The organism is Micromonospora sp. WMMD734, assembly GCF_049178975.1.
GTDB classification, from domain to species: domain Bacteria; phylum Actinomycetota; class Actinomycetes; order Mycobacteriales; family Micromonosporaceae; genus Micromonospora; species Micromonospora wenchangensis.
This window is the reverse complement of sequence record NZ_JBMHMK010000001.1, coordinates 3,154,213-3,176,366: the sequence shown is the minus strand read 5'-3', so window position 1 is coordinate 3,176,366 and position 22,154 is coordinate 3,154,213. Positions and strand designations below refer to the sequence as shown.

General features: G+C 74.0%; 24 protein-coding genes and 1 riboswitch. Of the genes, 20 read left to right on the top strand and 4 right to left on the bottom strand.

The window, feature by feature from the left end; genetic code table 11:
- Positions 1 to 16 precede the first annotated feature (16 nt).
- The 5 genes from ACN267_RS13470 to ACN267_RS13450 all read left to right on the top strand — a co-directional run bounded on the left by ACN267_RS13470 (position 17) and on the right by ACN267_RS13450 (position 6,231).
- Positions 17 to 1,942 carry a primosomal protein N' gene (locus ACN267_RS13470; RefSeq protein ID WP_421490419.1) on the top strand — a complete coding sequence of 642 codons (1,926 nt, stop codon included), beginning with the start codon at positions 17 to 19 and terminating at the stop codon, positions 1,940 to 1,942.
- A gap of 191 nt (positions 1,943 to 2,133) precedes the next feature.
- Positions 2,134 to 3,117, top strand: a complete 984-nt coding sequence (locus ACN267_RS13465; protein WP_421488825.1) for an AAA family ATPase — start codon at positions 2,134 to 2,136, stop codon at positions 3,115 to 3,117.
- A 110-nt stretch (positions 3,118 to 3,227) separates the two neighbouring features.
- Entirely contained in the window at positions 3,228 to 3,788 is a 561-nt protein-coding gene (gene def, locus ACN267_RS13460; RefSeq protein ID WP_281898858.1) for a peptide deformylase, read from the top strand.
- An 8-nt stretch (positions 3,789 to 3,796) separates the two neighbouring features.
- Complete coding sequence (fmt, locus tag ACN267_RS13455) at positions 3,797 to 4,723, top strand: methionyl-tRNA formyltransferase (RefSeq protein WP_281903118.1); 927 nt, start codon at positions 3,797 to 3,799, stop codon at positions 4,721 to 4,723.
- Entirely contained in the window at positions 4,720 to 6,231 is a 1,512-nt protein-coding gene (locus ACN267_RS13450) for an RsmB/NOP family class I SAM-dependent RNA methyltransferase (RefSeq protein ID WP_421488824.1), read from the top strand. Before fmt ends, ACN267_RS13450 begins: the two co-directional genes overlap by 4 nt.
- A gap of 138 nt (positions 6,232 to 6,369) precedes the next feature.
- Here the strand turns inward: ACN267_RS13450 and ACN267_RS13445 are convergent, their stop codons facing one another.
- Entirely contained in the window at positions 6,370 to 7,260 is an 891-nt protein-coding gene (locus tag ACN267_RS13445; protein WP_204961399.1) for a septum formation family protein, read from the bottom strand.
- A 258-nt stretch (positions 7,261 to 7,518) separates the two neighbouring features.
- Here ACN267_RS13445 and rpe point away from each other — a divergent pair, with 258 nt between their 5' ends.
- The 7 genes from rpe to ribH all read left to right on the top strand — a co-directional run bounded on the left by rpe (position 7,519) and on the right by ribH (position 13,718).
- Positions 7,519 to 8,199, top strand: coding sequence for a ribulose-phosphate 3-epimerase (rpe, locus tag ACN267_RS13440; protein ID WP_204961400.1), 681 nt, complete (start codon positions 7,519 to 7,521; stop codon positions 8,197 to 8,199).
- Between the two features lies 1 nt (position 8,200).
- Positions 8,201 to 9,160: a response regulator gene (locus ACN267_RS13435; RefSeq protein ID WP_204961401.1), complete on the top strand. Its 960-nt coding sequence runs from the start codon at positions 8,201 to 8,203 to the stop codon at positions 9,158 to 9,160.
- 62 nt (positions 9,161 to 9,222) lie between these two features.
- Positions 9,223 to 9,393: riboswitch (FMN riboswitch) on the top strand.
- Between the two features lie 127 nt (positions 9,394 to 9,520).
- Positions 9,521 to 10,582 carry a bifunctional diaminohydroxyphosphoribosylaminopyrimidine deaminase/5-amino-6-(5-phosphoribosylamino)uracil reductase RibD gene (gene ribD, locus ACN267_RS13430; protein ID WP_088645202.1) on the top strand — a complete coding sequence of 354 codons (1,062 nt, stop codon included), beginning with the start codon at positions 9,521 to 9,523 and terminating at the stop codon, positions 10,580 to 10,582.
- A gap of 1 nt (position 10,583) precedes the next feature.
- Positions 10,584 to 11,249, top strand: a complete 666-nt coding sequence (locus ACN267_RS13425) for a riboflavin synthase (RefSeq protein ID WP_204961402.1) — start codon at positions 10,584 to 10,586, stop codon at positions 11,247 to 11,249.
- On the top strand, positions 11,246 to 11,941 hold the full coding sequence (gene pnuC / locus ACN267_RS13420; RefSeq protein WP_204961403.1) for a nicotinamide riboside transporter PnuC: 696 nt from the start codon (positions 11,246 to 11,248) through the stop codon (positions 11,939 to 11,941). The genes ACN267_RS13425 and pnuC overlap by 4 nt, the downstream gene beginning before the upstream one ends.
- Positions 11,938 to 13,215 (top strand): bifunctional 3,4-dihydroxy-2-butanone-4-phosphate synthase/GTP cyclohydrolase II, encoded by a 1,278-nt coding sequence (locus ACN267_RS13415; protein WP_421488823.1) that lies wholly within the window; start codon positions 11,938 to 11,940, stop codon positions 13,213 to 13,215. The genes pnuC and ACN267_RS13415 overlap by 4 nt, the downstream gene beginning before the upstream one ends.
- A gap of 2 nt (positions 13,216 to 13,217) precedes the next feature.
- Positions 13,218 to 13,718, top strand: a complete 501-nt coding sequence (gene ribH, locus ACN267_RS13410; RefSeq protein WP_088645198.1) for a 6,7-dimethyl-8-ribityllumazine synthase — start codon at positions 13,218 to 13,220, stop codon at positions 13,716 to 13,718.
- A gap of 120 nt (positions 13,719 to 13,838) precedes the next feature.
- On the opposite strand, the gene ACN267_RS13405 is transcribed toward ribH, so the two are convergent.
- From ACN267_RS13405 to ACN267_RS13395, 3 genes are read right to left on the bottom strand one after another with little or no spacing between them, the layout of a single operon-like run.
- A complete protein-coding gene (locus tag ACN267_RS13405) occupies positions 13,839 to 14,582 on the bottom strand; it encodes an amino acid ABC transporter ATP-binding protein (RefSeq protein WP_281898848.1) in 744 nt (247 codons plus the stop codon).
- Positions 14,583 to 14,584: 2 nt separating this feature from the next.
- The gene (locus ACN267_RS13400; RefSeq protein WP_421488822.1) at positions 14,585 to 15,463 is read right to left on the bottom strand and encodes an amino acid ABC transporter permease; all 879 of its coding nucleotides are present in this window, start codon (positions 15,461 to 15,463) and stop codon (positions 14,585 to 14,587) included.
- Positions 15,460 to 16,332, bottom strand: coding sequence for an ABC transporter substrate-binding protein (locus ACN267_RS13395; protein WP_421488821.1), 873 nt, complete (start codon positions 16,330 to 16,332; stop codon positions 15,460 to 15,462). Before ACN267_RS13395 ends, ACN267_RS13400 begins: the two co-directional genes overlap by 4 nt.
- A 209-nt stretch (positions 16,333 to 16,541) precedes the next feature.
- Between ACN267_RS13395 and ACN267_RS13390 the strand changes: the two genes are divergently transcribed.
- The 8 genes from ACN267_RS13390 to pheS all read left to right on the top strand — a co-directional run bounded on the left by ACN267_RS13390 (position 16,542) and on the right by pheS (position 22,141).
- The gene (locus ACN267_RS13390) at positions 16,542 to 16,823 is read left to right on the top strand and encodes a phosphoribosyl-ATP diphosphatase (protein WP_204927713.1); all 282 of its coding nucleotides are present in this window, start codon (positions 16,542 to 16,544) and stop codon (positions 16,821 to 16,823) included.
- Between the two features lie 46 nt (positions 16,824 to 16,869).
- On the top strand, positions 16,870 to 17,715 hold the full coding sequence (hisG, locus tag ACN267_RS13385; protein WP_204961407.1) for an ATP phosphoribosyltransferase: 846 nt from the start codon (positions 16,870 to 16,872) through the stop codon (positions 17,713 to 17,715).
- A 93-nt stretch (positions 17,716 to 17,808) separates the two neighbouring features.
- Positions 17,809 to 18,279: a PH domain-containing protein gene (locus ACN267_RS13380; protein WP_204961408.1), complete on the top strand. Its 471-nt coding sequence runs from the start codon at positions 17,809 to 17,811 to the stop codon at positions 18,277 to 18,279.
- A 409-nt stretch (positions 18,280 to 18,688) separates the two neighbouring features.
- Complete coding sequence (infC, locus tag ACN267_RS13375; RefSeq protein WP_421488820.1) at positions 18,689 to 19,339, top strand: translation initiation factor IF-3; 651 nt, start codon at positions 18,689 to 18,691, stop codon at positions 19,337 to 19,339.
- An 18-nt stretch (positions 19,340 to 19,357) separates the two neighbouring features.
- Complete coding sequence (gene rpmI, locus ACN267_RS13370; RefSeq protein WP_088645193.1) at positions 19,358 to 19,552, top strand: 50S ribosomal protein L35; 195 nt, start codon at positions 19,358 to 19,360, stop codon at positions 19,550 to 19,552.
- Between the two features lie 32 nt (positions 19,553 to 19,584).
- A complete protein-coding gene (gene rplT, locus ACN267_RS13365; protein ID WP_088645192.1) occupies positions 19,585 to 19,977 on the top strand; it encodes a 50S ribosomal protein L20 in 393 nt (130 codons plus the stop codon).
- A gap of 31 nt (positions 19,978 to 20,008) precedes the next feature.
- Positions 20,009 to 20,890 carry a TrmH family RNA methyltransferase gene (locus tag ACN267_RS13360; RefSeq protein ID WP_421488819.1) on the top strand — a complete coding sequence of 294 codons (882 nt, stop codon included), beginning with the start codon at positions 20,009 to 20,011 and terminating at the stop codon, positions 20,888 to 20,890.
- Between the two features lie 171 nt (positions 20,891 to 21,061).
- Positions 21,062 to 22,141 carry a phenylalanine--tRNA ligase subunit alpha gene (pheS, locus tag ACN267_RS13355; protein ID WP_421488818.1) on the top strand — a complete coding sequence of 360 codons (1,080 nt, stop codon included), beginning with the start codon at positions 21,062 to 21,064 and terminating at the stop codon, positions 22,139 to 22,141.
- Positions 22,142 to 22,154: the final 13 nt, after the last annotated feature.

The following is a 22,154-nucleotide window of genomic DNA, read 5'->3' as shown; positions in this document are numbered from 1 at the left end:
TTGCGTCGACGTCGCGCTGCCGCACCTCGACCGCCCCTTCGACTACCTGGTCCCCGCCGGGCTGGCCGACGACGCGGTCCCCGGGGTGCGGGTGAAGGTCCGCTTCGCCGGTCAACTGGTCGACGGATGGCTGCTGGAGCGGGTCGACAGCTCCGCGCACGACGGCCGGCTGGCCTACCTGGAGAAGGTGGTCTCGCCGGAGCCGGTGCTCGCCCCCGAGGTGGCCCGGCTGGCCCGCGCGGTCGCCGACCGGTACGCCGGCAACCTCGCCGACGTGCTCCGGCTGGCCGTCCCGCCCCGGCACGCCCGGGTCGAGAAGGAACCCCGCGCCGACGCCGTGCCGGTCGGCACCGAGCCGCCCGGCGTCGACCAGCCCGGCGCGGCCGGGGTCGATCCGCGTGGCTGGCGGGACTATCCGGCCGGCCCGGCGTTCCTGGCGGCGTTGGCCGACGGGCGGGCCCCCCGGGCGGTCTGGTCGGCGCTGGCCGGGGAGGACTGGGCGGCCCGCTACGCCGACGCGGTCGCCGCCACCCTCGTCGGGGGACGGGGCGCGGTCGTGGTGGTGGCCGACGCCCGGGACCTCGACCGGCTCGACGCGGCGCTGACCGCCCTGCTCGGCCCCGGCCGGCACGTGACCCTCTCCGCCGCGCTCGGCCCGGCCCGCCGCTACCGGGCCTTCCTGGCCGCCCGGCGGGGCGACGTGCCGGTGGTGATCGGCACCCGGGCCGCCATGTTCGCCCCCGTCGACCGGCTCGGTCTGGTGGCGATCTGGGACGACGGGGACGACCTGCACGCCGAGCCCCGGGCCCCCTACCCGCACGCGCGCGAGGTGCTGCTCACCCGGGCCCGGCTCGCCGACGCCGCCGCGCTGGTCGGCGGCTGGACCCGGACCGCCGAGGGACAGCTGCTGGTGGAGACGGGGTGGGCCCGCGAGGTGGTGGCGGACCGGGCGACCCTGCGGACGCGTACCCCGGCGATCGCCCCGACCGGGGACGACCCGCAACTGGCCCGCGACCCGGGCGCGGCGACGGCCCGGCTGCCCAGCCTGGCCTGGACCACCGCCCGGGACACCCTGCGCGCGGACGCGCCGGTGCTGGTCCAGGTGCCCCGCCGGGGCTACCTGCCCTCGGTCTCCTGCGCGGAGTGCCGCACCCCGGCCCGCTGCCCGCACTGCGCCGGCCCGCTGGCGCTGCGTGCCGCCGACGCCCCGCCGGCCTGCCGCTGGTGTGGCCGGGTCACCGCCGCGTACGCCTGCCCGCAGTGCGGCGGGCGGCGGCTGCGGGCGGCCGTCACCGGGGCCCGCCGGACCGCCGAGGAACTGGGCCGGGCGTTTCCCGGGGTGCCGGTGCGCACCTCGGGCCGCGACGAGGTGCTCGCCGCCGTGCCGGGCGGTGCCGCGCTGGTCATCGCCACCCCGGGCGCGGAACCGGTGGCCGACGGCGGGTACGGGGCGGTACTGCTGCTGGACTCCTGGGCCCTGCTCACCCGGGCCGATCTGCGGGCCGGCGAGGAGGCGCTGCGACGGTGGCTGTCCGCGGCGGCGTTGGCCCGTCCCGCCCCGGCCGGTGGCAAGGTGGTGGTGGTCGCCGACGGGGCCCTGGCCCCCGTGCAGGCGCTGCTGCGCTGGGACCCGGGCTGGTTCGCCGCCCGGGAGCTGGCCGAGCGGCGGGAGTTGGGCTTCCCGCCGGCGGTGAAGATGGCCAGCGTCACCGGTGCGGCGGAGGCGGTGGCCGACCTGCTCGCGCAGGTGCGGCTGCCGGACGGGGCGGAGGTGCTCGGTCCGGTCCCCGCCGACGAGGACCGGGAACGGATGCTGGTCCGGGTGCCCCGGTCGCGGGCCGCCGCGCTGGCCGGGGCGTTGCACACCGCCGCCGGGGTCCGCAGCGCCCGGCGGGCCGCCGAACCGGTCCGCCTCCAGGTCGACCCGCTCGCCCTGTTCTGAGTCACCGGTCAGTTCCATCGGGTGCCCGGCCAGCCTCCCGTCGCACCCCGGGTCCGCCGGACGGCGGGCGTACGCGTGATAGCATCGCCCCTCATGCCCGGGCGCACGAATGGCGCGACGAAGGCGGGAACGCGTCGGGTCGACGCCAAATCGATGAAGTCAATCAGCCGGTGAGCAGGGGTGGACCAGTCGTGACCGTTCGTCAGTCGATCGTCTTCAACGGTGACCTCGGCAGCGGCAAGAGCACCGTCTCCGTCGAGATCGCCAAGCGGCTGGGCCTGCGCCGGGTCAGCGTCGGCGACCTCTACCGGCAGATGGCCCAGGAACGCCAGATGACCGCCCTCCAGCTCAACCTGCACGCCGAGCTGGACCAGGCCGTCGACGGCTACGTCGACCAGCTCCAGCGCGACATCGCCGCCTCCGGCGAGTCGCTGGTGATGGACTCCCGGCTGGCCTGGCACTTCTTCACCCACGCGCTCAAGGTGCACATGATCACCGAGCCGGCCGAGGCGGCCCGCCGGGTGCTGCTGCGCCCCTCCGGCCCGGCCGAGAGCTACACCTCGCTGGCCGAGGCGGAGGCCAGGCTGCGCGAACGCAGCGACAGCGAGCGCAACCGGTTCATCCTCCGCTACGGCGTCGACAAGGCCCGGCTGCGCAACTACGACCTGGTCTGCGACACCACCCGGGCCTCCGCCGAGGAGGTCATCACGCACATCATCGACGCGTACGAGGGCCGGCTCGCCGCCGACGTGCTGCGCGATGCCCCCCCGTTGCTGCTGCTCGACCCGGCCCGGGTCTACCCGACCGAGGACGTCGCCACCCTGCGCGGGCTCGACGGCTCCGGACTCGTCGGGGAGCTGGCGGCGGCCGGCGACGAGGCCCTCGCCCCGCTGCGGATCGGCTTCACCGGCGAGTACTTCTTCGTCGTCGACGGTCACCGCCGGCTCAGCGCCGCCCTGCGCAACGGCTTCCCGCTGGTGCCCGCGCAGCTCGTCGCCGAGGTGGACGAGCCGGTCGTCGGGCAGACCAGCGCCGTCGACTACTTCGCCGCCCACGTGCGCCCCAGCCTCGTGCACGACTGGGAGGCCGCCCACGGCACCCGGCTCCCGCTGCCCGCGCACGCCCTGCTCGGCGGGGACGCCGTGCTGGCCGGCGACCCGGGCGCCGGCGGCTGACCCGGCCGTCCCACCCCGATCACCACCCGTCGCGGTACGCCGGCCGGTGCCCCCGCCGCACTCCGTAGACTGGTACGGCACCACGCCGTCCAACGAAGGAGCCACCCCGCGTGACCGTCCAGCCCATCCGTCTGTTCGGGGACCCGGTGCTGCGCACGCCGGCCGATCCGGTCGTCGACTTCGACGTCGAGCTGCGTAGGCTCGTCGCCGACCTCACCGAAACGATGCGTGACCGCAGCGGTGCCGGGCTGGCCGCCCCCCAGATCGGCGTGGGTCTGCGGGTCTTCACCTTCGAGGTGGACGACGTGCTCGGTCACCTGGTCAACCCGGTGCTGGAGTTCCCCGACACCGAGGAGCAGGACGGCCCGGAGGGCTGTCTGTCCATCCCCGGGCTCTACTTCGACACCAAGCGCCGGCAGAACGTGATCGCCAAGGGCTTCAACGGCTACGGCGACCCGATGCAGATCGTCGGCACCGGGCTGATGGCCCGCTGCGTCCAGCACGAGACCGACCACCTCGACGGGGTGCTCTTCCTCGACCGGCTCGACCCGGCCGGGCGCAAGGAGGCGATGAAGGCGATCCGCCAGGCCGACTGGTACGACGAGGCCGCCCCGCCGACGGTCAAGGTCAGCCCGCACGCCGCCGGCAACCCCTTCGGTCTGGGCCGGTGACCGCCGGCATGCGGCTGGTCTTCGCCGGCACCCCGGCGGTCGCCGTCCCCGCCCTGGCCGCCGTGCACGCCTCCGGGCACGAACTGGTGGCCGTGGTGACCCGTCCCGACGCGCCCGCCGGCCGGGGCCGGGGCGTGTCGCGGTCCCCGGTCGGCGTCTGGGCCGACGAGCACGGCGTCGAGGTGCTCACCCCGGCCCGCCCCCGGGAGCCCGAGTTCCTCGACCGGCTCCGGGAGCTGGCCCCCGACTGTGTGCCGGTGGTCGCCTACGGCGCGCTGGTGCCCCCGGCGGCGCTGGAGATCCCCCGGCACGGCTGGATCAACCTGCACTTCTCGCTGCTGCCCGCCTGGCGGGGCGCGGCACCCGTGCAGCACGCGGTGCTGCACGGCGACGAGCTGACCGGGGCCAGCGTCTTCCAGCTGGAGCAGGGGCTGGACACCGGCCCGGTCTACGGCACGCTCACCGACGAGATCCGCCCCACCGACACCTCCGGCGACCTGCTGGAACGGCTCGCCCACTCCGGTGCCGGGCTGCTGGTCGCCGTCCTGGACGCGATCGCGGCGGGCACCGCGCGGGCCGAACCGCAGCCCGCCGACGGGGTCTCGCTGGCCCCGAAACTGACCGTGGACGACGCCCGGGTGCGGTGGGGTGACCCCGCGTTCGCCGTCGACCGGCGGGTGCGTGCCTGCACCCCCGCGCCCGGTCCGTGGACGACGTTCCGCGGCGACCGGGTCAAGCTCGGCCCGGTGACCCCGGTCGGTAACGGCCCCACCCTGAAACCTGGAGAACTGTTGGTGGAGAAGTCCCGCGTGCTGGCCGGCACGGCGACGGTGCCGGTGCAGCTCGGTGAGGTGCGCGCGGCGGGCAAGAAGGCCATGCCGGCGACCGACTGGGCGCGCGGCGTCCGGGTCGCCGCCGGGGAGGAACTCGCGTGACCGGGCCGACCGCACGCCCCGACCGTCCGGCCGGCGACGACCGGCGGCCGTCCGGCGGCACCCGGGGTGACCGCCCCGCCCGCACCGGCAGCTGGGGCGACCGGGCCGGGGCCGACCGGCGCGGCGGGCGACCCGGCCGCCCGGTCCGCCCGGCCGTGGACCTGCCCCGGTACGCCGCCTACCAGGCGGTCGCGGCGGTGCACCGCGACGACGCGTACGCCAATCTGGTGCTGCCGGCGATCCTGCGCGAGCAGGGGCTGGCCGGTCGGGACGCCGCCTTCGCCACCGAGCTGACCTACGGCACCCTGCGGCAGCTCGGCACCCTCGACACGATCCTCACCGCTGCGGCCGGTCGGGACGTCGCCCGGATCGACCCGCCGGTCCGCGACGCGTTGCGGCTCGGCGCCTACCAGCTGCTGCACACCCGGGTTCCGGCGCACGCCGCGGTGTCCTCCACGGTCGACCTGGTCCGCGCGGTGGGGGAGGGGGCCACCGGCTTCGCCAACGCGGTGCTGCGCGAGGTGGCCGGCCAGGACGTCGACGCGTGGACGGCCAAGCTCGCCCCGACCATGGCCGCCGACCCGATCGGCCACCTGGCCGTGACCTACAGCCACCCGCAGTGGATCGTGCGGGCCTTCGCCGACGCCCTCGGCGGTGACCTGGGCGAGGTGACCCGGCTGCTGATCGAGGACAACGAGCGCCCGCCGGTGCACCTGTGCGCCCGTCCGGGCCTCCTCGATCCGGCCGAGCTGGCCGACGAGGTCGGTGGCGCGCCGGGCGCGTTCTCGCCGTACGCGGTCTACCTGCCCGGTGGCGCGCCCGGGGATCTGCCGGCGCTGGCCGACGGTCGGGCGCACGTGCAGGACGAGGGTTCCCAGCTGGTGGCGAACGCGCTGGCCACGGCCCCGTTGGAGGGTCACGACGGCCGCTGGCTGGACCTGTGCGCGGGCCCCGGTGGCAAGGCCGGCCTGCTCGGCGCGCTCGCCGCGCAGCGGGGTGCCCGGCTGACTGCGGTGGAGGTCTCGGAGCACCGGGCCCGGCTGGTCGAGCAGGCCACCCGGGGGTTGCCGGTGGCCGTGCTGAACACCGACGGCCGGACGGTCGGGTCCGATCCGAAGCTGCCGGAGGGGCATTTCGACCGGGTGCTGGTCGACGCCCCGTGCACCGGGCTGGGGTCGCTGCGCCGCCGCCCGGAGTCGCGCTGGCGGCGGCAGCCGTCGGACCTGCCGCCGTTGACCCGGTTGCAGCGGGAACTGCTCACCGCCGCGCTGCGGGCGACCCGCCCGGGTGGTCTGGTCGCCTACGTGACCTGTTCCCCGCACACGGTGGAGACGCACGTGACGGTCACCGAGGCGGCCCGGCGCGCCGGGGTACCGGCGGATTTCGTCGACGCCCGCACGGCCCTGCCGCCGGGCATGCCAGGCCTGGGCGACGGCCCCACCGTCCAGCTCTGGCCGCACCGGCACGGCACCGACGCCATGTTCCTGGCCCTCCTCCGCCGCACCTGACCCTCACCCCCTGTCCCGCCCGCCCTCGGTGATCAAGAGGTTTGCGTCATCCGCCGACGGATCGTTGACGCAAACCTCTTGATCAACGGGAGCAGGCGGGACGGCGAGGTGGGACGGCGAGGAGGGACGGGGCGGGGGTCAGATCGTGGGTAGGCCCTTGGGGCCGGCACCGCGCATCGAGCGGGTCAGCTTCCGGTCGTCGCTCCACAGGAAGCAGCGGATGCCCCGGTCGCCCTCCTCCCACTCCCGCTGCGACGGCGGATAGAAGATCGACCCGGCCCGGTACGGCAGCTCGTTGTTGTTGGGCACCTCGGCGAAGCCGGCGATCAACGCCATGCACCGCCGGTGCACCCGCTGGTTGGCGCGACCGAAGTCGGCCCAGCTCAGGTCGCTGCGTTCCAGGTAGACGCCGACGAACTCGGCGCGGTGCGGCTCGGTGCAGAGCACCGGGGCCATGTAGTTGAGATTGTTGCCGATCAGTTTGGGATCGAAACAGCGGTGGCTGAGCGGATTGTCGCCGATCATCGCCCCGCGCAGGCTGCCGACCCGGTTGACCGGTCGGGTGTTGTCGATGCTGTCGGTCTCGCTGAGATCGCACCGGAACCAGCGGGCGCCGCTGTTCCACGCCGAGTTGGCCGGCAGCGCGATGTTCATCGTCAGCCGGGCCGAGTGCCAGTCGCCACCGAGGACGTCGCGGGCCCGCTGGTCGCACTCGGTACGGGCGGGACGCAACGCGGTGGAGCCCGGTTCGGGCCGTTCACCCCGGGTGACCGCGCCGGTGAACGTGCCGACGTGGATGGTCTCGGCCAGGTGGCTGCGCGCGCAGTCCACCGTCTCGTAGGTGCCGGCCTGCACGACCGGGGTGATCCGGGGCAGGCAGGCGTCCGTGGCGGGCACGAACGCCTGGGCGACCGGCAGCACCGGCCAGTCGTCGAGCAGGTCGCCGTCGGCGCCGTGCTGCGGCACGCAGCCGCTGAGCGCCACCGTCACCGTGCCGGCCAGCGCCAGCGCCACGAGCCACCGTCGCATCGTCCGCCCTTTCCGGGGATTGACGGCCCGTCGCCGTGCCCCCGCCCGGCGTGCCCGCCGCCGGGCGAGCATCATACGTGACCGTCCCTGATGGAGTGTTGCCTCTTGCGGGCCGTTCGGCCAGTCCGCACCGGCTCTTCGTCCCCGACTCCCGGTGAAAGGAGCCGAAGTTGCACCACGGGTCACGCCTGGGTCACAGGGCGTCGCTCATGGTGCCGTGCTGTCCGCGGCGGATGGCCGCGTTCGTACACTTGCCCTGTGACCGTACCGCCGTCGATCATCGCGCCCAGCATCCTCGCCGCCGATTTCGCCCGCCTCGCCGATGAAGTCCGCGCCGTCGAGGACGCCGCGGACTGGCTGCACGTCGACGTGATGGACAACCACTTCGTGCCGAACCTGACCATCGGCCTGCCGGTGGTGCAGAGCCTGCGGGCGGTGACCCGGCTCCCGTTCGACGTGCATCTGATGATCACCGACCCACGGCGGTGGGCCCCCGGTTACGCCGACGCCGGCGCGTACAACGTCACCTTCCACGCCGAGGCGTGCGACGACCCGGTCGCCCTGGCCAAGGACCTCCGCTCGGCCGGGGCCAGGGCCGGGCTGGCCATCGACCGGGACACCCCGATCGAGCCCTACCTCGACCTGCTGCCCAGCTTCGACACCCTGCTGATCATGACGATCAAGGCCGGCTTCGGCGGGCAACGGTTCATCCCGCAGCTGCTGGACAAGGTGCGGGCGGCCCGCCGGCACGTCGACAGCGGCCACCTGGAACTGCGCATCGAGGTCGACGGCGGGATCGCCGCCGACACCATCGAGCAGGCCGCGGCGGCCGGCGCGGACGCCTTCGTCGCCGGCACCGCGGTATACGGCGCGGACGACCCGGCCGAGGCGGTCCGTCGCCTGCGCGGGCTGGCGGAGCGCGCCAACGCCGGGGCCTGAGGTGGAGCCCACCGGCGACCGCCCCGACGTGATCCTGGTCGTCGACGACGACGAGGACATCGCCCGTTTCGTCGAGTTCAACCTGCGGCTGCACGGCTTCGAGGTGCTGCACGCCGGGGACGGCCAGGAGGCGCTCGACATGATCGAGCAGCACAAGCCGGACCTGGCCGTGGTCGACCTGATGATGCCGCGCATCGACGGCCTGGAGCTGACCCGCCGGCTGCGCGCCAACCCGATCACCTCGGCCCTGCCGGTGATCATGCTGACCGCCAAGGGCATGACCGTGGACAAGGTGCACGGGCTCAGCGCCGGCGCCGACGACTACCTGGTCAAGCCGTTCGACACCGCCGAGTTGGTGGCCCGGGTCAGCTCCACGCTGCGCCGCAACAAGGAGTTCCGCGAGGTCTCCCCGCTGACCGGCCTGCCCGGCAACAGCCGGATCCGCCGGGAGATCAGTGACCGGGTCCGCAGCGGCGTCGACTACGCCGTCGGCTACATCGACATCGACCGGTTCAAGAGCGTCAACGACCGGTACGGCTTCGTGCGGGGCGACGAGTTCATCTCCGCGCTGGCCCGCAGCCTGCACCGGGCGGTGGTCGCGATCGGGTTGCCGCCGGCCTTCCTCGGCCACGTCGGCGGCGACGACTTCGTTATCGTCTGCGCGCCCGACCAGATCCGCCCGCTGACCTCCCGGGCCGTGGTCGACTTCGAGAAGAGCGCCGACACCCTCTACGACCCGACCGACCGGGAACGCGGCTTCGTCGAGCTGAAGGACCGGCGGGGCAACATCCGCCGGGCCGCCCTGGTCACGCTGTCGATCGGCGTCTCGCTCTCCGACGCCCGTAAGCGCTTCACCGACCCGCTCGCCGCGATCGCCGTGGCCAGCGAGATGAAAACGGTCGCCAAGAGCCAACCGGGGTCATACGTCGCAGTCGACAGGCGGCGGGCCGACGGGGTGTGAAGTAGCACGCTGGAGGTGGCGAACTCCCCCGGGTGACGTGTAAGACTTCGCATGTACCCACCACGCGCTGGCGGGGCTCGGTGAAATTCCGAACCGGCGGTGATCCACGCTCGACGTGGTAAGCCCGCGACCCGGACGGCTGTGCCGCCCGGTGGACCTGGTGAGAATCCGGGGCCGACGGTGGGGGAGCGGTTCTTCCGCACCCCCGACAGTCCGGATGGGAGACAGCGCGCGGGCGGGGCGGGCCTGCGCGAGCGCGTGGGCTCCCCGGGGGCGGCCCTGCCGTTCCCGGTTCCGCCGCCGCCTGCCCGGCTGCTCCCGTACCGCCCGCGCGGGGACCGGCGAGCGAGAGGGCAGGGCATGGGCGGCGTCTCCGTGGACGAGGCGATGCGTCGTGCCATCGAGTTGGGTGCCCGGGGCCTCGGCACCACCAGTCCCAACCCGGTCGTCGGCTGCGTGCTGCTCGACGCGGACGGCGTCGTCGTCGGGGAGGGCTTCCACGCCTACACCGGCGGGCCGCACGCCGAGATCGTCGCGCTCGCCCAGGCCGGCGAGCGGGCCCGGGGCGGTACCGCCGTGGTCACCCTGGAGCCGTGCGACCACACCGGTCGCACCGGCCCGTGCAGTCACGCGCTGATCCGCGCCGGCATCGCCCGGGTGGTCATCGCCGTGCCCGACCCCAACCCGGTCGCCTCGGGTGGCGCCGCCACCCTGCGCGCCGCCGGGGTGCGGGTCGAGTCCGGGGTACGCGCCGACGAGGCCGAGGCCGGCAACGTCGCCTGGCTGACCTCGATGCGGCGCGGCTGGCCGTACCTGATCTGGAAGTACGCCGCCACCCTCGACGGCCGGTCCGCGGCGGCCGACGGCAGCAGCATGTGGATCACCTCTGAGGCCGCCCGGATGGACGTACACGCGTTGCGCGGCACGGTCGACGCGGTCATCGCCGGCGTCGGCACCGTGCTCGCCGATGATCCCCGGCTGACCGCCCGCAATCTGCGCGACGGCACCCTGGCGATCCGCCAGCCGCTGCGGGTGGTGGTGGACAGCGCGGGGCGTACCCCGGCCGACGCCCGGGTCCGTGACGGTGCCGCCCGCACCTGGATCGCCACCGTCGCCGAGGTCGGTGCCGGCCCGGACGGCCGGGTCGACCTGCCGGCCCTGCTGGCCGAACTGCACCACCGGGGGGTACGCGCCGCGCTGCTGGAGGGCGGCCCCCGGCTGGCCGGGGCGTTCCTCGCCGCCGGCCTGGTCGACCGGGTCGTCGGGTACGTCGCGCCGAAGCTGCTCGGGGCCGGCCCGACCGCGCTGGTCGACGCGGGTGTGACGACCATCGCCGACGCCATCGATCTGGAAATCACCGACGTTACCCGGGTCGGGTCCGACCTGAGGATCACCGCGCTGCCCCGGAAGAGGGAGGCCTGAGATGTTCACCGGCATCGTCGAGGAGTTGGGCGAGGTCGTCCGGATCGCCGACACCGGGGGTGACTCGGCGCTGGTCGCGATCCGCGGCCCGCTGGTCACCTCCGACGCCCGGCACGGCGACTCCATCGCGGTCAACGGGGTCTGCCTGACCGTGGTCGACGTCGACGGCGGGGTGTTCACCGCCGACGTGATGGGCGAGACGCTGCGCCGCTCGGCGTTGGGCGGGCTGCGTCCCGGCGATCCGGTCAACCTGGAGCGGGCCGCCGCGCTGAACAGCCGGCTCGGCGGGCACCTGGTGCAGGGCCACGTCGACGGCGTCGGCGAGGTGCTCTCCCGGGAACCGGCCGAGCAGTGGGAGACGCTGCGGTTCCGGCTGCCCACCGCGCTGGCCCGGTACGTGGTGGAGAAGGGCTCGATCACCGTCGACGGGGTGTCGCTGACCGTGGCGGCGGTCGGCGACGACTGGTTCGCCGTCGGGCTGATCCCGACCACCCTCAAGCTCACCACGCTCGGCGGGCGGGGGGTCGGCGCCCCGGTCAACCTGGAGGTGGACGTGCTCGCCAAGTACGTCGAACGTCTCCTCGACGCCCGCCTGCCCGCCGGCCCCGCCGGGACCGACGGCACCGCCCCGGCGCTGCCCGGCGACGCCGCCGGAGGGGCGCGGTGAGCGGGCCGGTCGGCTGGCTGCTCGACGCGCAGGTGCACGTCGTCGGTTCCCCGGTGCTGGTCCGGGAGATCGTCGGCAACGCCTTCGGGCTGGTCTCGGCGCTGCTCGGGCTGCGCCGGCTGGTCTGGGCCTGGCCGGTCGGCATGATCGGCAACGGGCTGCTGTTCACCGTCTTCCTCGGCGGGGTGTTCGCCACCCCGCAGGCGCACGACCTCTACGGCCAGGCCGGCCGGCAGGTCTTCTTCTTCGCAGTCAGCGTCTACGGCTGGTGGCGCTGGTCGCGCAACCGCCGCCAGGGCGGGGACGCCCCGGCGGTCACCCCCCGCTGGGCCACCGGCCGGGAACGGCTCGGTCTGCTGCTGGCCGCCGTGCTCGGCACCGCGCTGGGCTACCCGCTGCTCGCCGCGCTCGGCTCGTGGGGGCCGCTGCCGGACGCCTGGATCCTCACCGGCAGCCTGCTGGCCACCTACGGCATGGCCCGGGGCTGGGTGGAGTTCTGGTTGGTCTGGATCGCGGTGGACGCGGTCGGCGTACCGCTGCTGCTGCGCGGCGGCTTCTACCCCTCGGCGGCCATGTACCTGGTCTACGGCGCCCTCTGCGTCTGGGGCTTCGCCGCCTGGTGGCGCAGCTCGCGGGTCAGCCGTACGGCGTCGACACCGATCCCGTCCACCTACTCGGAGGTCGTGGCATGAGCACCCAGGCGGTCACCTTCGCCCGCATCGAGGAGGCGGTGGCGGACATCGCCGCCGGCCGGCCCGTCGTGGTGGTCGACGACGAGGACCGGGAGAACGAGGGCGACCTGATCTTCGCCGCCGAGCTGGCCACCCCGGAGCTGCTCGCCTTCATGGTCCGCTGGACCTCCGGGTACGTCTGCGTCCCGTTGACCGAGGCGGAGTGCGACCGGCTGGACCTGCCGCCGATGCACCACACCAACCAGGACCGGCGCGGCACCGCCTACACGGTGACCGTGGACGCCCGGGAGGGGGTCAGCACCGGCATCTCGGCCGCCGACCGGGCGCACACCATCCGGCTGCTCGCCGACCCCGGCACCGACCCGACGGACCTGGCCCGCCCCGGCCACGTGGTGCCGCTGCGGGCCCGTGCCGGCGGGGTGCTGCGCCGTCCCGGGCACACCGAGGCGGCGGTCGACCTGACCCGGCTGGCCGGGCTGCGTCCCGCCGGGGTGCTGTGCGAGCTGGTCAACGACGACGGCACCATGATGCGCCTGCCGGATCTGGAGAAGTTCTGCGCCGAGCACTCGCTCACCCTGGTCACCATCGCCGACCTGGTGGCGTACCGGCGGCGGCACGAGAAGCAGGTGGAGCAGGTCGCGCAGGCGCGGATGCCCACCCCGTACGGGGTGTTCCGGGCGCTGGGCTACCGGGCCGAACACGACCCGGCCGAGCACGTCGCGCTGGTCTTCGGCGAGCTGGGCGAGGGCGACGACGTGCTGGTCCGGGTGCACTCCGAGTGTCTCACCGGGGACGTCTTCGGCTCGTTGCGCTGCGACTGTGGGCCACAGTTGCAGGCGTCGCTGGCCCGGGTCGCCCGGGAGGGGCGGGGCGTGGTGCTCTACGTGCGCGGGCACGAGGGGCGCGGCATCGGCCTGCTGCACAAGCTCCAGGCGTACCAGCTCCAGGACCAGGGCCGCGACACCGTGGACGCGAACCTCGACCTGGGGCTGCCGGCCGACGCCCGGGACTACGGCACCGGCGCGCAGATCCTCTACGACCTGGGGGTCCGGTCGATGCGGCTGCTCACCAACAACCCGGCCAAGCGGGCCGGGCTGGAGGGGTACGGGCTGACCATCACCGGCCGGGAGGGGCTGCCGGTCCGGCCGCACCCGGAGAACGTGCGCTACCTGCGGACCAAGCGGGACCGGATGGGCCACCTGTTGGACGAGCTGGACGAGATGACCGAGGCCCCGATGGGTCGTCCGGTCCCCGGCGACGAGATCGGAGCATGACGATGGCGGGTTTCGGTGAACCCGGAGTGACCCCGGTGGACGCCGCCGGGCTGACCGTCGGGGTGGTGGCGGCACGCTGGCACGGCGAGCTGACCGACCACATGCTCGACCGGGCGGTGGCCGCCGCGCAGGCGTGCGGGGCGCGGGTGGTGACGGCCCGGGTGGCCGGCTCGGTGGAGTTGCCGGTGGTGGCGCAGGCCCTGGCCCGGCGTTGCGACGTGGTGGTGGCGCTGGGCGTGGTGGTGCGGGGCGCGACCGCCCACTTCGACTACGTCTGCCGGTCGGTGACCGACGGCCTGACCCGGGTCGCCCTGGACGAGGGCAAGCCGGTGGCGCACGGGGTGCTGACCGTGGAGAACCTCGACCAGGCCCGGGACCGGGCCGGGCTGCCCGGCTCCGCCGAGGACAAGGGCTGGTCGGCCACCGTCGCCGCCCTGGACGCCGCGCTGGCGGTCCGGGCCGTGTCCACGGCCAACGGCCACCGCGTCGGCTTCGCCGGCTGACCACCCGCCAGGGCCCGCCGGGCCGGCGGCTGTGGCCTCGTGAGCCGATGTTGTGGGGTCCGGCGGACGTAGACCCCGCAACATCGGCCCACGCGTGTCGTTCCGGAGGGCGCGGTCCCGCTACAGCCGGCCGGCCTCGATGATCCGTTTCAGGAACTGCCGGGTACGCGGTTGGGTCGGTTCGCCGAACACCTGGGCGGGCGGGCCGGTCTCGACCACCCGACCGGCGTCGAGGAAGCAGACCTGGTCGGCGACCTCCCGGGCGAACCCCATCTCGTGGGTGGCCAGCACCATCGTCATCCCGTCGGCCTTGAGGTCCCGGATCATCGCCAGCACCTCCCCGACCAGTTCGGGGTCGAGCGCCGAGGTGACCTCGTCCAGCAGCATCAGCCGGGGCGAGTTGGCCAGCGCCCGGACGATCGCCACCCGCTGCTGCTGGCCGCCGGAGAGCCGGTCCGGGTAGGCGTCCGCCCGGTCGGCCAACCCGACCCGGGCGAGCAGCTCCCGGGCCTGCGCCTCGGCCTCGGCCCGCGCCCGCCGGTGCACCCGGCGCGGCGCGAGGGTGACGTTCTCCAGCACGCTCAGGTGCGGAAACAGGTTGTACGACTGGAAGACCATGCCGATGCGCCGACGCACCCGGTCGGGGTCGACCCGGGGGTCGGAGATCTCCTCGCCGTCGAGCGTGATGGTGCCGTCGTCGAGTTCCTCCAGCAGGTTGACGCAGCGCAGCAGCGTCGACTTGCCCGATCCCGACGCCCCGATCAGGGCGACCACCTGGTGTTCGTCGACGGTCAGGTCGAGCCCGTCGAGCACCACCCGGCCGCCGAACTCCTTGCGTAGCCCCCGGCAGGTCAGCACGGCCATTCTCAGCCTCCGGACTGGCGTCGGGCGGCCCGCAGCGTCACCCCGTCGGTGACCGCGATCAGCGGGATGGCGAGCAGCACGAACAGCACCCCGGCCACGATGTACGGGGTGTAGTTGAAGGTCTCCGCGGTGGCGATCTGGGCCGCCCGGACGGCGTCGATCGGGCCGGCCAGGGAGACCAGGCCGACGTCCTTCTGCAACGCCACCACGTCGTTGAGCAGCGGCGGCGCGACCCGCCGGACGGCCTGCGGCAGCACCACGTGCCGCATGGTCTGCCGGTAGGTCAGCCCCAGCGAGCGGGCCGCCGCGAGCTGGCTGGGGTGCACCGACTCGATGCCCGCCCGGAACACCTCCGCCAGGTAGCCGCCGTAGGTGAGCACCAGCGCCAGCCCACCGAGCACCAGCACCGGGGGCATCCCCTGCAACCGCAGGCCGGGCACGCCGAGGGTGAGCACGTACAGCACGATGATCAGCGGCAGGCCGCGGAAGGTGTACGTGTACCCGGCGGCGAGCGCGCGGACCGGGAAGAAGACCGGCCCGCGCAGGGTCCGCAGCAGCGCGATCAGCAGGCCGAGCAGCAGCGCCCCGACGGCACAGCAGACCAGCAGCCGGACGTTGAGCCACAGCCCGACGAGCACCTCCGGCAGGGCGTCGCGGGCGATCCTCGGGTCCAGGAACGAACCGCGCACCCGGTCCCAGCCGGGTGCGCCGGTGACCGCGACGACCAGCAGCGTGCCGAGCACCGCCGTGGAGGCGGCGGCGACCAGCACGCTGCGGGTCGTCTGCCGACGCCGGTACGCCGCCCGCCGCCGCTGCGCCGCCGACGGGAGGTGCGGCCGGTCCACCGCCGGACCGCCGTCGCCTGCTGACAGCCGGCTCACTGGAGTTCGGTCGCCCCCGCCACCTGGGCGAGCCACTTCTGCTCCAGTTGCTTGAGCGTGCCGGCCTCGGCGAGTTCCCCGACGGTCTTGCTGACGCACAGGGTGAGCGGGGAGTCCTTGTCCAACAGCAGCCCGAACGCCTCAGGCGCACCCACCTGCGGCAGCTGGCCGACGATGGTGGCGTCGGTGAGCTCCGAACCGGTGATGTAGAACGCGGTCGGCAGGTCGACCACCAGCCCGTCGAGCTGGCCGTTCTGCAGGGCCTTCTTGGCGTCGTCGTTGCTGTTGTAGACCTGCGGCTTGACCGAGGGCTTGATCAGCGCGGTGATCGCCTGGTAGCTGGTCGTGCCGACCTGCGCGCCGAGCTTGGCGTTCTTCAGGTCCGCCACCGACTTCTTCCCGGCGATCTTGGACGACTTGAGCGCGATGACCGTCTGCCGCACCAGGTAGTACGGGGCGGAGAAGTCGACCGCCTGCTTGCGTTCCTCGGTGATGGAGAACTGGTTGATGTCGAAGTCGAAGGTCTTCGGGCCGGGGGCGATGGCGGTGTCGAACTTCACCCGGGTCCAGGTGACGTCGGCCGGGGTGTACCCGAGCTTCTCGGCCACCGCGTACGCGACGGCGGACTCGAAACCCTCGCCGCTGTCCGGCTTGTTGCCCGTGAACCACGGCTCGTACGCGGGTTCGTCGGTGGCGATGGTGAGCTTGCCGGCCGTCCGGGTCTTCAGGCTGTCCTTGGCGCAGGACGCCGCCGTGGGGACGGTGTCGGGGGTGGTGGGCGTGGGGTCCTGCGGGGCGCATCCGGCCACGGCGACGAGGAGCACGGCGGCGGTGGCGGCGGCGCGGGTACGTGAGCTGCTGCTGACCATGGCCGCCAGGATAGAGAAGACCACCGATCCCTCGAAGGGTGTCCCATCAGGTAGATGAGAGATCGATGTGCAAACGTGTCCGGCCCGTTGCCGCTGCCCGCTGACCCGCGCCCGGGCCGGCCGGAGCGCCCGGCCTCCCCGGATGCGTCCCAGCCTGCGGGAACGGGGTGCGGGCCGGGCGACCCGGCGCGTGAGGCGTCGGTGGGTGGCTGGAAGAATCCGGTTCCGTGAAGACGTTCGAGGAGTTGTTCGCCGAGCTCCAGGCCAAGGCAGCCGCCGGCACGCCGGGTTCCGGCACGGTCGACGCCCTGGCCAAGGGGGTGCACTTCGTCGGCAAGAAGGTCGTCGAGGAGGCGGCCGAGTCGTGGATGGCCGCCGAGCACGAGGGCCCGGAGCGCACCGCCGAGGAGATCTCCCAGCTGCTGTACCAGGTGCAGGTGCTGATGCTGGCCAGCGGTCTGGAGCTGAAGGACGTCTACCGACATCTGTGAGTGCGCCCGCGTCGTTGATCTGATCCGATCGAAGGAGCACTCCGTCATGCTGCGTGTCGCCGTACCCAACAAGGGCGCCCTGGCCGAGAAGGCCGCCCAGATGCTGCGCGAGGCGGGCTACCGCCAGCGCACCGACCCCAAGGACCTGGTCTGCCCGGACGAGGCCAACGACATCGAGTTCTTCTACCTGCGTCCGAAGGACATCGCCACCTACGTCGGCTCGGGTGACCTCGACGTCGGGATCACCGGCCGGGACCTGCTGATCGACTCCGGCGCGCCCGCCGAGGAGGTGGTCGACCTGGCGTTCGCCCGGGCGACCTTCCGCTTCGCCGCCCGCCCCGGGGACGTCGGCGACGTGCAGGAGCTGGGCGGGCACCGGATCGCCACCGCGTACCCGGGGCTGGTCGAGCGCTACCTGGCCGACCTGGGCGTCAAGGCCGACGTGATCCGGCTCGACGGTGCGGTGGAGAACGCCATCCGGCTCGGGGTCGCCGACGTGGTCGCCGACGTGGTGGAGACCGGCGCGACCCTGCGTCAGGCCGGGCTGGTCGTCTTCGGTGACCCGCTGCTGCACTCCTCGGCGGTGCTGGTCCGCCGGGCCGGCGCGCCGGTCCACCCGCAGGCGGAGCAGTTGCTGCGTCGCCTGCACGGGGTGCTGGTGGCCCGCCGGTACGTGATGCTCGCCTACGACGTGCCGGCCGGCCTGCTCGACCGGGCCAGCGGCCTGACCCCGGGCATCGAGTCGCCGACGGTCTCCCCGCTGCACCGGGAGGGCTGGGTCGCGGTGCAGGCGATGGTGCTCCGCGACGACGTGCACCGGATCATGGATGAGCTGTACGAGTTGGGCGCCCGCGCGATCCTGGTCACCAACATCCACGCCTGCCGGCTCTGACCGCCGCCCCGCCCGCGCCCGGCCTGACCCGACCCGTCCCGGCGCGGCGGGTGGCGGCGCGACGCCGCCGGGGCCGGGTGGCAGACTGGAGCGGTGAGCGACACCGAGTTGATCCGTCTCAGGCCGCGTCGTGTCCGGGTCGTCTGCTGGGCCTCGGCGATCGCCCTGCTGGTGGTCTTCAGCCTGGTCGCCACCTCGTTGACCGGGGCGACCGGCGAGGGCTACGGCACCTTCCAGCGCGGCGACCAGTTCGCCATGATCGGCCTCGGCGTGTTCGGCGCGCTGGGCATCCTGCTGTTCACCCGGCCCCGGGTCGAGGCGGACGCCCGGGGGGTCCGGGTGCGCAACATCCTCGGCTCGTACGAGCTGCCGTGGGAGGTGGTCCGGGGGGTGCGCTTCGACCGGGGTGCGCCGTGGGCCAGCCTGGAGCTGCACGACGACGACCTGCTGCCGATGGTGGCGCTGCAGGCCGCCGACAAGCAGCGCGCGGTCGACGGGGTCCGTGCGCTGCGTCGGCTGCACCAGGCCCACCTGGCCGGCCTGGGCGGCACTCCGGCCCGTTGACCGCCCGACCCGGCCCGACCGGGACGGCGAGCACCGATGACACCCCGGTTCGTCGCCCTCCGCCGGGCTGTCGTACCGGGTTGACCTGCGGGCCCGGTTTGGGGGATGGCTGCGCCGGGGTGTAGTGTTGCCACGTCGACCAGACTGCCCCCGCCTGTGGCGTGTGGGTGGTCCCGAAGCGGAGCGCCTGCTCCCACCCGAGTCGCCCCCGAGGTGGCCGGGTCCGGTCACCGGTTCCGGGTTCGTCCCGGTGCCGGATGCGCGATCCTGTGATCGTGCCGACCGGTCGAGCGGGCCCTGGCATGCGCCGGGGCCTTCTGCTTTCCGGGTCGCCCCCACCCGGGGGCCGCGCGGGGTCGGCCACGCAGCAGACTCGACTCGAGGAGGCCCCATCAGCGTCGAACCACGCGTGAACGAGCAGATCCGGGCACGTGAGGTCCGACTGGTCGGCCCTGAGGGTGAGCAGGTGGGCATCGTCCCGCTGGAGCGCGCCCTGCAGCTGGCCGCGGACGTCGACCTGGACCTGGTCGAGGTTGCGCCGATGGCGCGCCCGCCGGTGTGCAAGCTCATGGACTTCGGCAAGTTCAAGTACGAGAGCGCACTCAAGGCGCGCGAAGCGCGGCGTAACCAGCAGCAGACCGTCATCAAGGAGATGAAGCTCCGGCCGAAGATCGACCCGCACGACTACGAGACCAAGAAGGGTCACGTGGTGCGGTTCCTCAAGGCCGGCGACAAGGTCAAGGTGACGATCATGTTCCGCGGTCGCGAGCAGAGCCGCCCGGAGCTGGGTTACCGGCTCCTGCGCAGGCTCGAATCCGAGATCACGGACCTGGGATACGTCGAGGCCGCTCCGAAGCAGGACGGCCGTAACATGATCATGGTTCTCGCTCCGCACCGGGCCGTCAAGGCATCCGCGGTCGCCGCCACGGCGTCCCGTGGGGGCCCCCGGGACCGGGCCGCGGAGGAATCGGCCGCCCCGGTAGATGGCGCGGCCCCGGCGGCCGGCGAGACCGCAGCAGCCGGCGAGGCCGGCCCGACCGCTGCCCCCAGCGGCCAGTAACAGGGAGAGACGTTCCACATGCCGAAGATGAAGAGCCACACGGGTATGGGCAAGCGGGTCAAGGTGACCGGCAAGGGCAAGATCGTCGCCCAGCAGGCCGGCCTTCGCCACAACCTGGAGAAGAAGCCGTCCACCCAGACCCGGCGGCTGACCGGCACGGTCGAGCTGGCCAAGTCCGACGTCAAGCGCATCAAGAAGCTGCTCGGCCGCTGACGCGCGCCACCTTTACCTAACAAGGAGTTGAGATGGCACGCGTCAAGCGGGCTGTGAACGCCCAGAAGAAGCGTCGTACCCTGCTGGAGACCGCGAGCGGTTACCGCGGTCAGCGCTCCCGGCTGTACCGCAAGGCCAAGGAGCAGGTGCTGCACTCGATGCAGTACGCCTACCGGGACCGTCGCGACCGCAAGGGCGACTTCCGGCAGCTCTGGATCCAGCGCATCAACGCTGGCGCCCGGGCCAACGGCATGACCTACAACCGGCTGATCCAGGGCCTGCGCCTGGCCGGCATCGAGGTCGACCGCAAGATCCTGGCCGACCTGGCCGTCCACGACGCCGCGGCGTTCGCCGCGATCGTCGAGCTGGCCCGCGCCGCCGTGGCGGCCGAGGGCACCGGTGGCGCCGCGGCCCAGGCCGCCTGACCCACCCCGGCAGCAGATCGAGGCGTCTCCCATGCAGTCACCACCGCGCGGGAGACGCCTCGACGCCGTCACCGGCCCATTCACCCCGCGTACGCCCCGGGTGGTCGCCGCCCGCCGGCTGCACCGCCGGCGCGACCGCGACGCCACCGGCCGGTTCCTGGCCGAGGGGCCGCAGGCCGTCCGGGAGGCCCTCGACCGCACCGGCACAGTGGTGGAGCTGTTCGGCACCCCGGCCGCGCTCGACCGGTACGCCGACCTCGCGGCCGGTGCCGCCCGCGCCGACCTGCCCGTCTCCGAGGTCACCGACGAGGCCCTGGCCGCGCTCACCGAGACCGTCACCCCGCAGGGTGTGGTCGCCGTCTGCCGGCACCTCGACGTGCCGCTGGACGACGCCCTGGCGCGCGGCCCCCGCCTGGTCGCGGTCCTCGCCGGCATCCGCGACCCGGGCAACGCCGGCACCGTGCTGCGCACCGCCGATGCGGCCGGCGCGGGGGCGGTGGTCTTCGCCGGCGACACCGTCGACCCGTACAACGGCAAGTGCGTACGCGCCTCCGCCGGCAGCCTGTTCCACGTCGACGTGGTCCGCGCCGCCGACCCGCAGGACGTGGTCGACGCGCTGCGCGCCGCCGGGCTCACCGTCCTCGCCACCACCGGCTACGGCGACAGCGACCTCGACGACCTCGCCGACCAGGGCCGGCTCGCCGGCCCCACCGGCTGGCTGTTCGGGGCCGAGGCGCACGGCCTGCCCGGGGAGTTGACCGCCGCCGCCGACGCCCGGGTCCGGGTGCCGCTGCACGGGCGGGCCGAGAGCCTGAACCTGGCTGCGGCCGCCGCCGTCTGCCTGTACGCTTCAGCCCGAGCACTGCGCCGACCACGGTCGGGCGCACACCCAGCAGGGGAGCAGGTCACGTGAGGAACGCGCCACGGCGTTCGTTTAGCCAGCCCGCCGGTGTCGGCGGGCGGCGGGCCTGACCTTCCTCCGCGCGTAACTCCCACCGGCGGGCTGCGGCACCGCCGCGCGTCCGTAGACTCGCCTAGCCGCCTGAGAAGGGCCGGCGCCGCCGTGAGGGAGTGCCCGTACGCCATGAGTTACCGCAACGATCCGTACGACCCGAAGCAGGTCGCCCTGCTCGACCCGGCCGCCCTGGCCGGGGCCGTGGCCGACGCCGAAAATGCGTTCGCCGCCGCCGCCGACCCGGACGCGCTGACCGCGCTGCGCCCCGCGCACCTCGGCGACCGGTCCCCGGTGTCGCTGGCCCGCCGGGAGATCGGCGCGCTGCCGCCGGCCGCCAAGGCCGACGCCGGCAAGCGGGTCAACGAGGCCCGCCGGGCCATCGAGTCCGCGTACGCCGCCCGCGCCGAGGTGCTCGACCGGGAGCAGGCGGCCCGGGTGCTGGTCGAGGAGCGGGTCGACGTGACCCTGCCGTACGACCGGCGGCCCCGGGGGGCGCGGCACCCGCTGTCGACCCTGATGGAGCAGATCAGCGACCTGTTCGTCGGGATGGGCTACGAGGTGGCCGAGGGCCCCGAGGTCGAGCTGGAGTGGACCAACTTCGACGCGTTGAACATCCCCGCCGACCACCCGGCGCGCGGGCTGATGGACACCTTCCACATCGCACCGCCGCCCGGCGCGGACACCTCCGGCCTGGTGCTGCGCACCCACACCTCGCCGGTGCAGGCGCGCACCATGCTCACCCGCAAGCCCCCCATCTACGTGGTGGTGCCCGGCCGGGTCTACCGCACCGACGAGCTGGACGCCACCCACGCGCCGGTCTTCCACCAGGTCGAGGGCCTGGTGGTGGACCGGGGCATCACGATGGCGCACCTGCGCGGCACCCTCGACCACTTCGCCCGCGCCATGTTCGGCGAGGGGGCGAAGACCCGCTGGCGTCCGCACTACTTCCCGTTCACCGAGCCGTCCGGGGAGTTCGACGTCTGGTTCCCCGAGCACCGCGACGGTCCGCGCTGGGTCGAGTGGGGCGGCTGCGGCATGGTCAACCCGAGGGTGCTGCGGGCCTGCGGCATCGACCCCGAGGTCTACTCCGGGTTCGCGTTCGGCATGGGCATCGACCGGACGGTGATGTTCCGGCACGGGGTCAGCGACATGCGGGACATGGCCGAGGGCGACGTGCGGTTCACCCGCGCGTTCGGGGCCGGGGCGTAGGGCGATGCGGGTA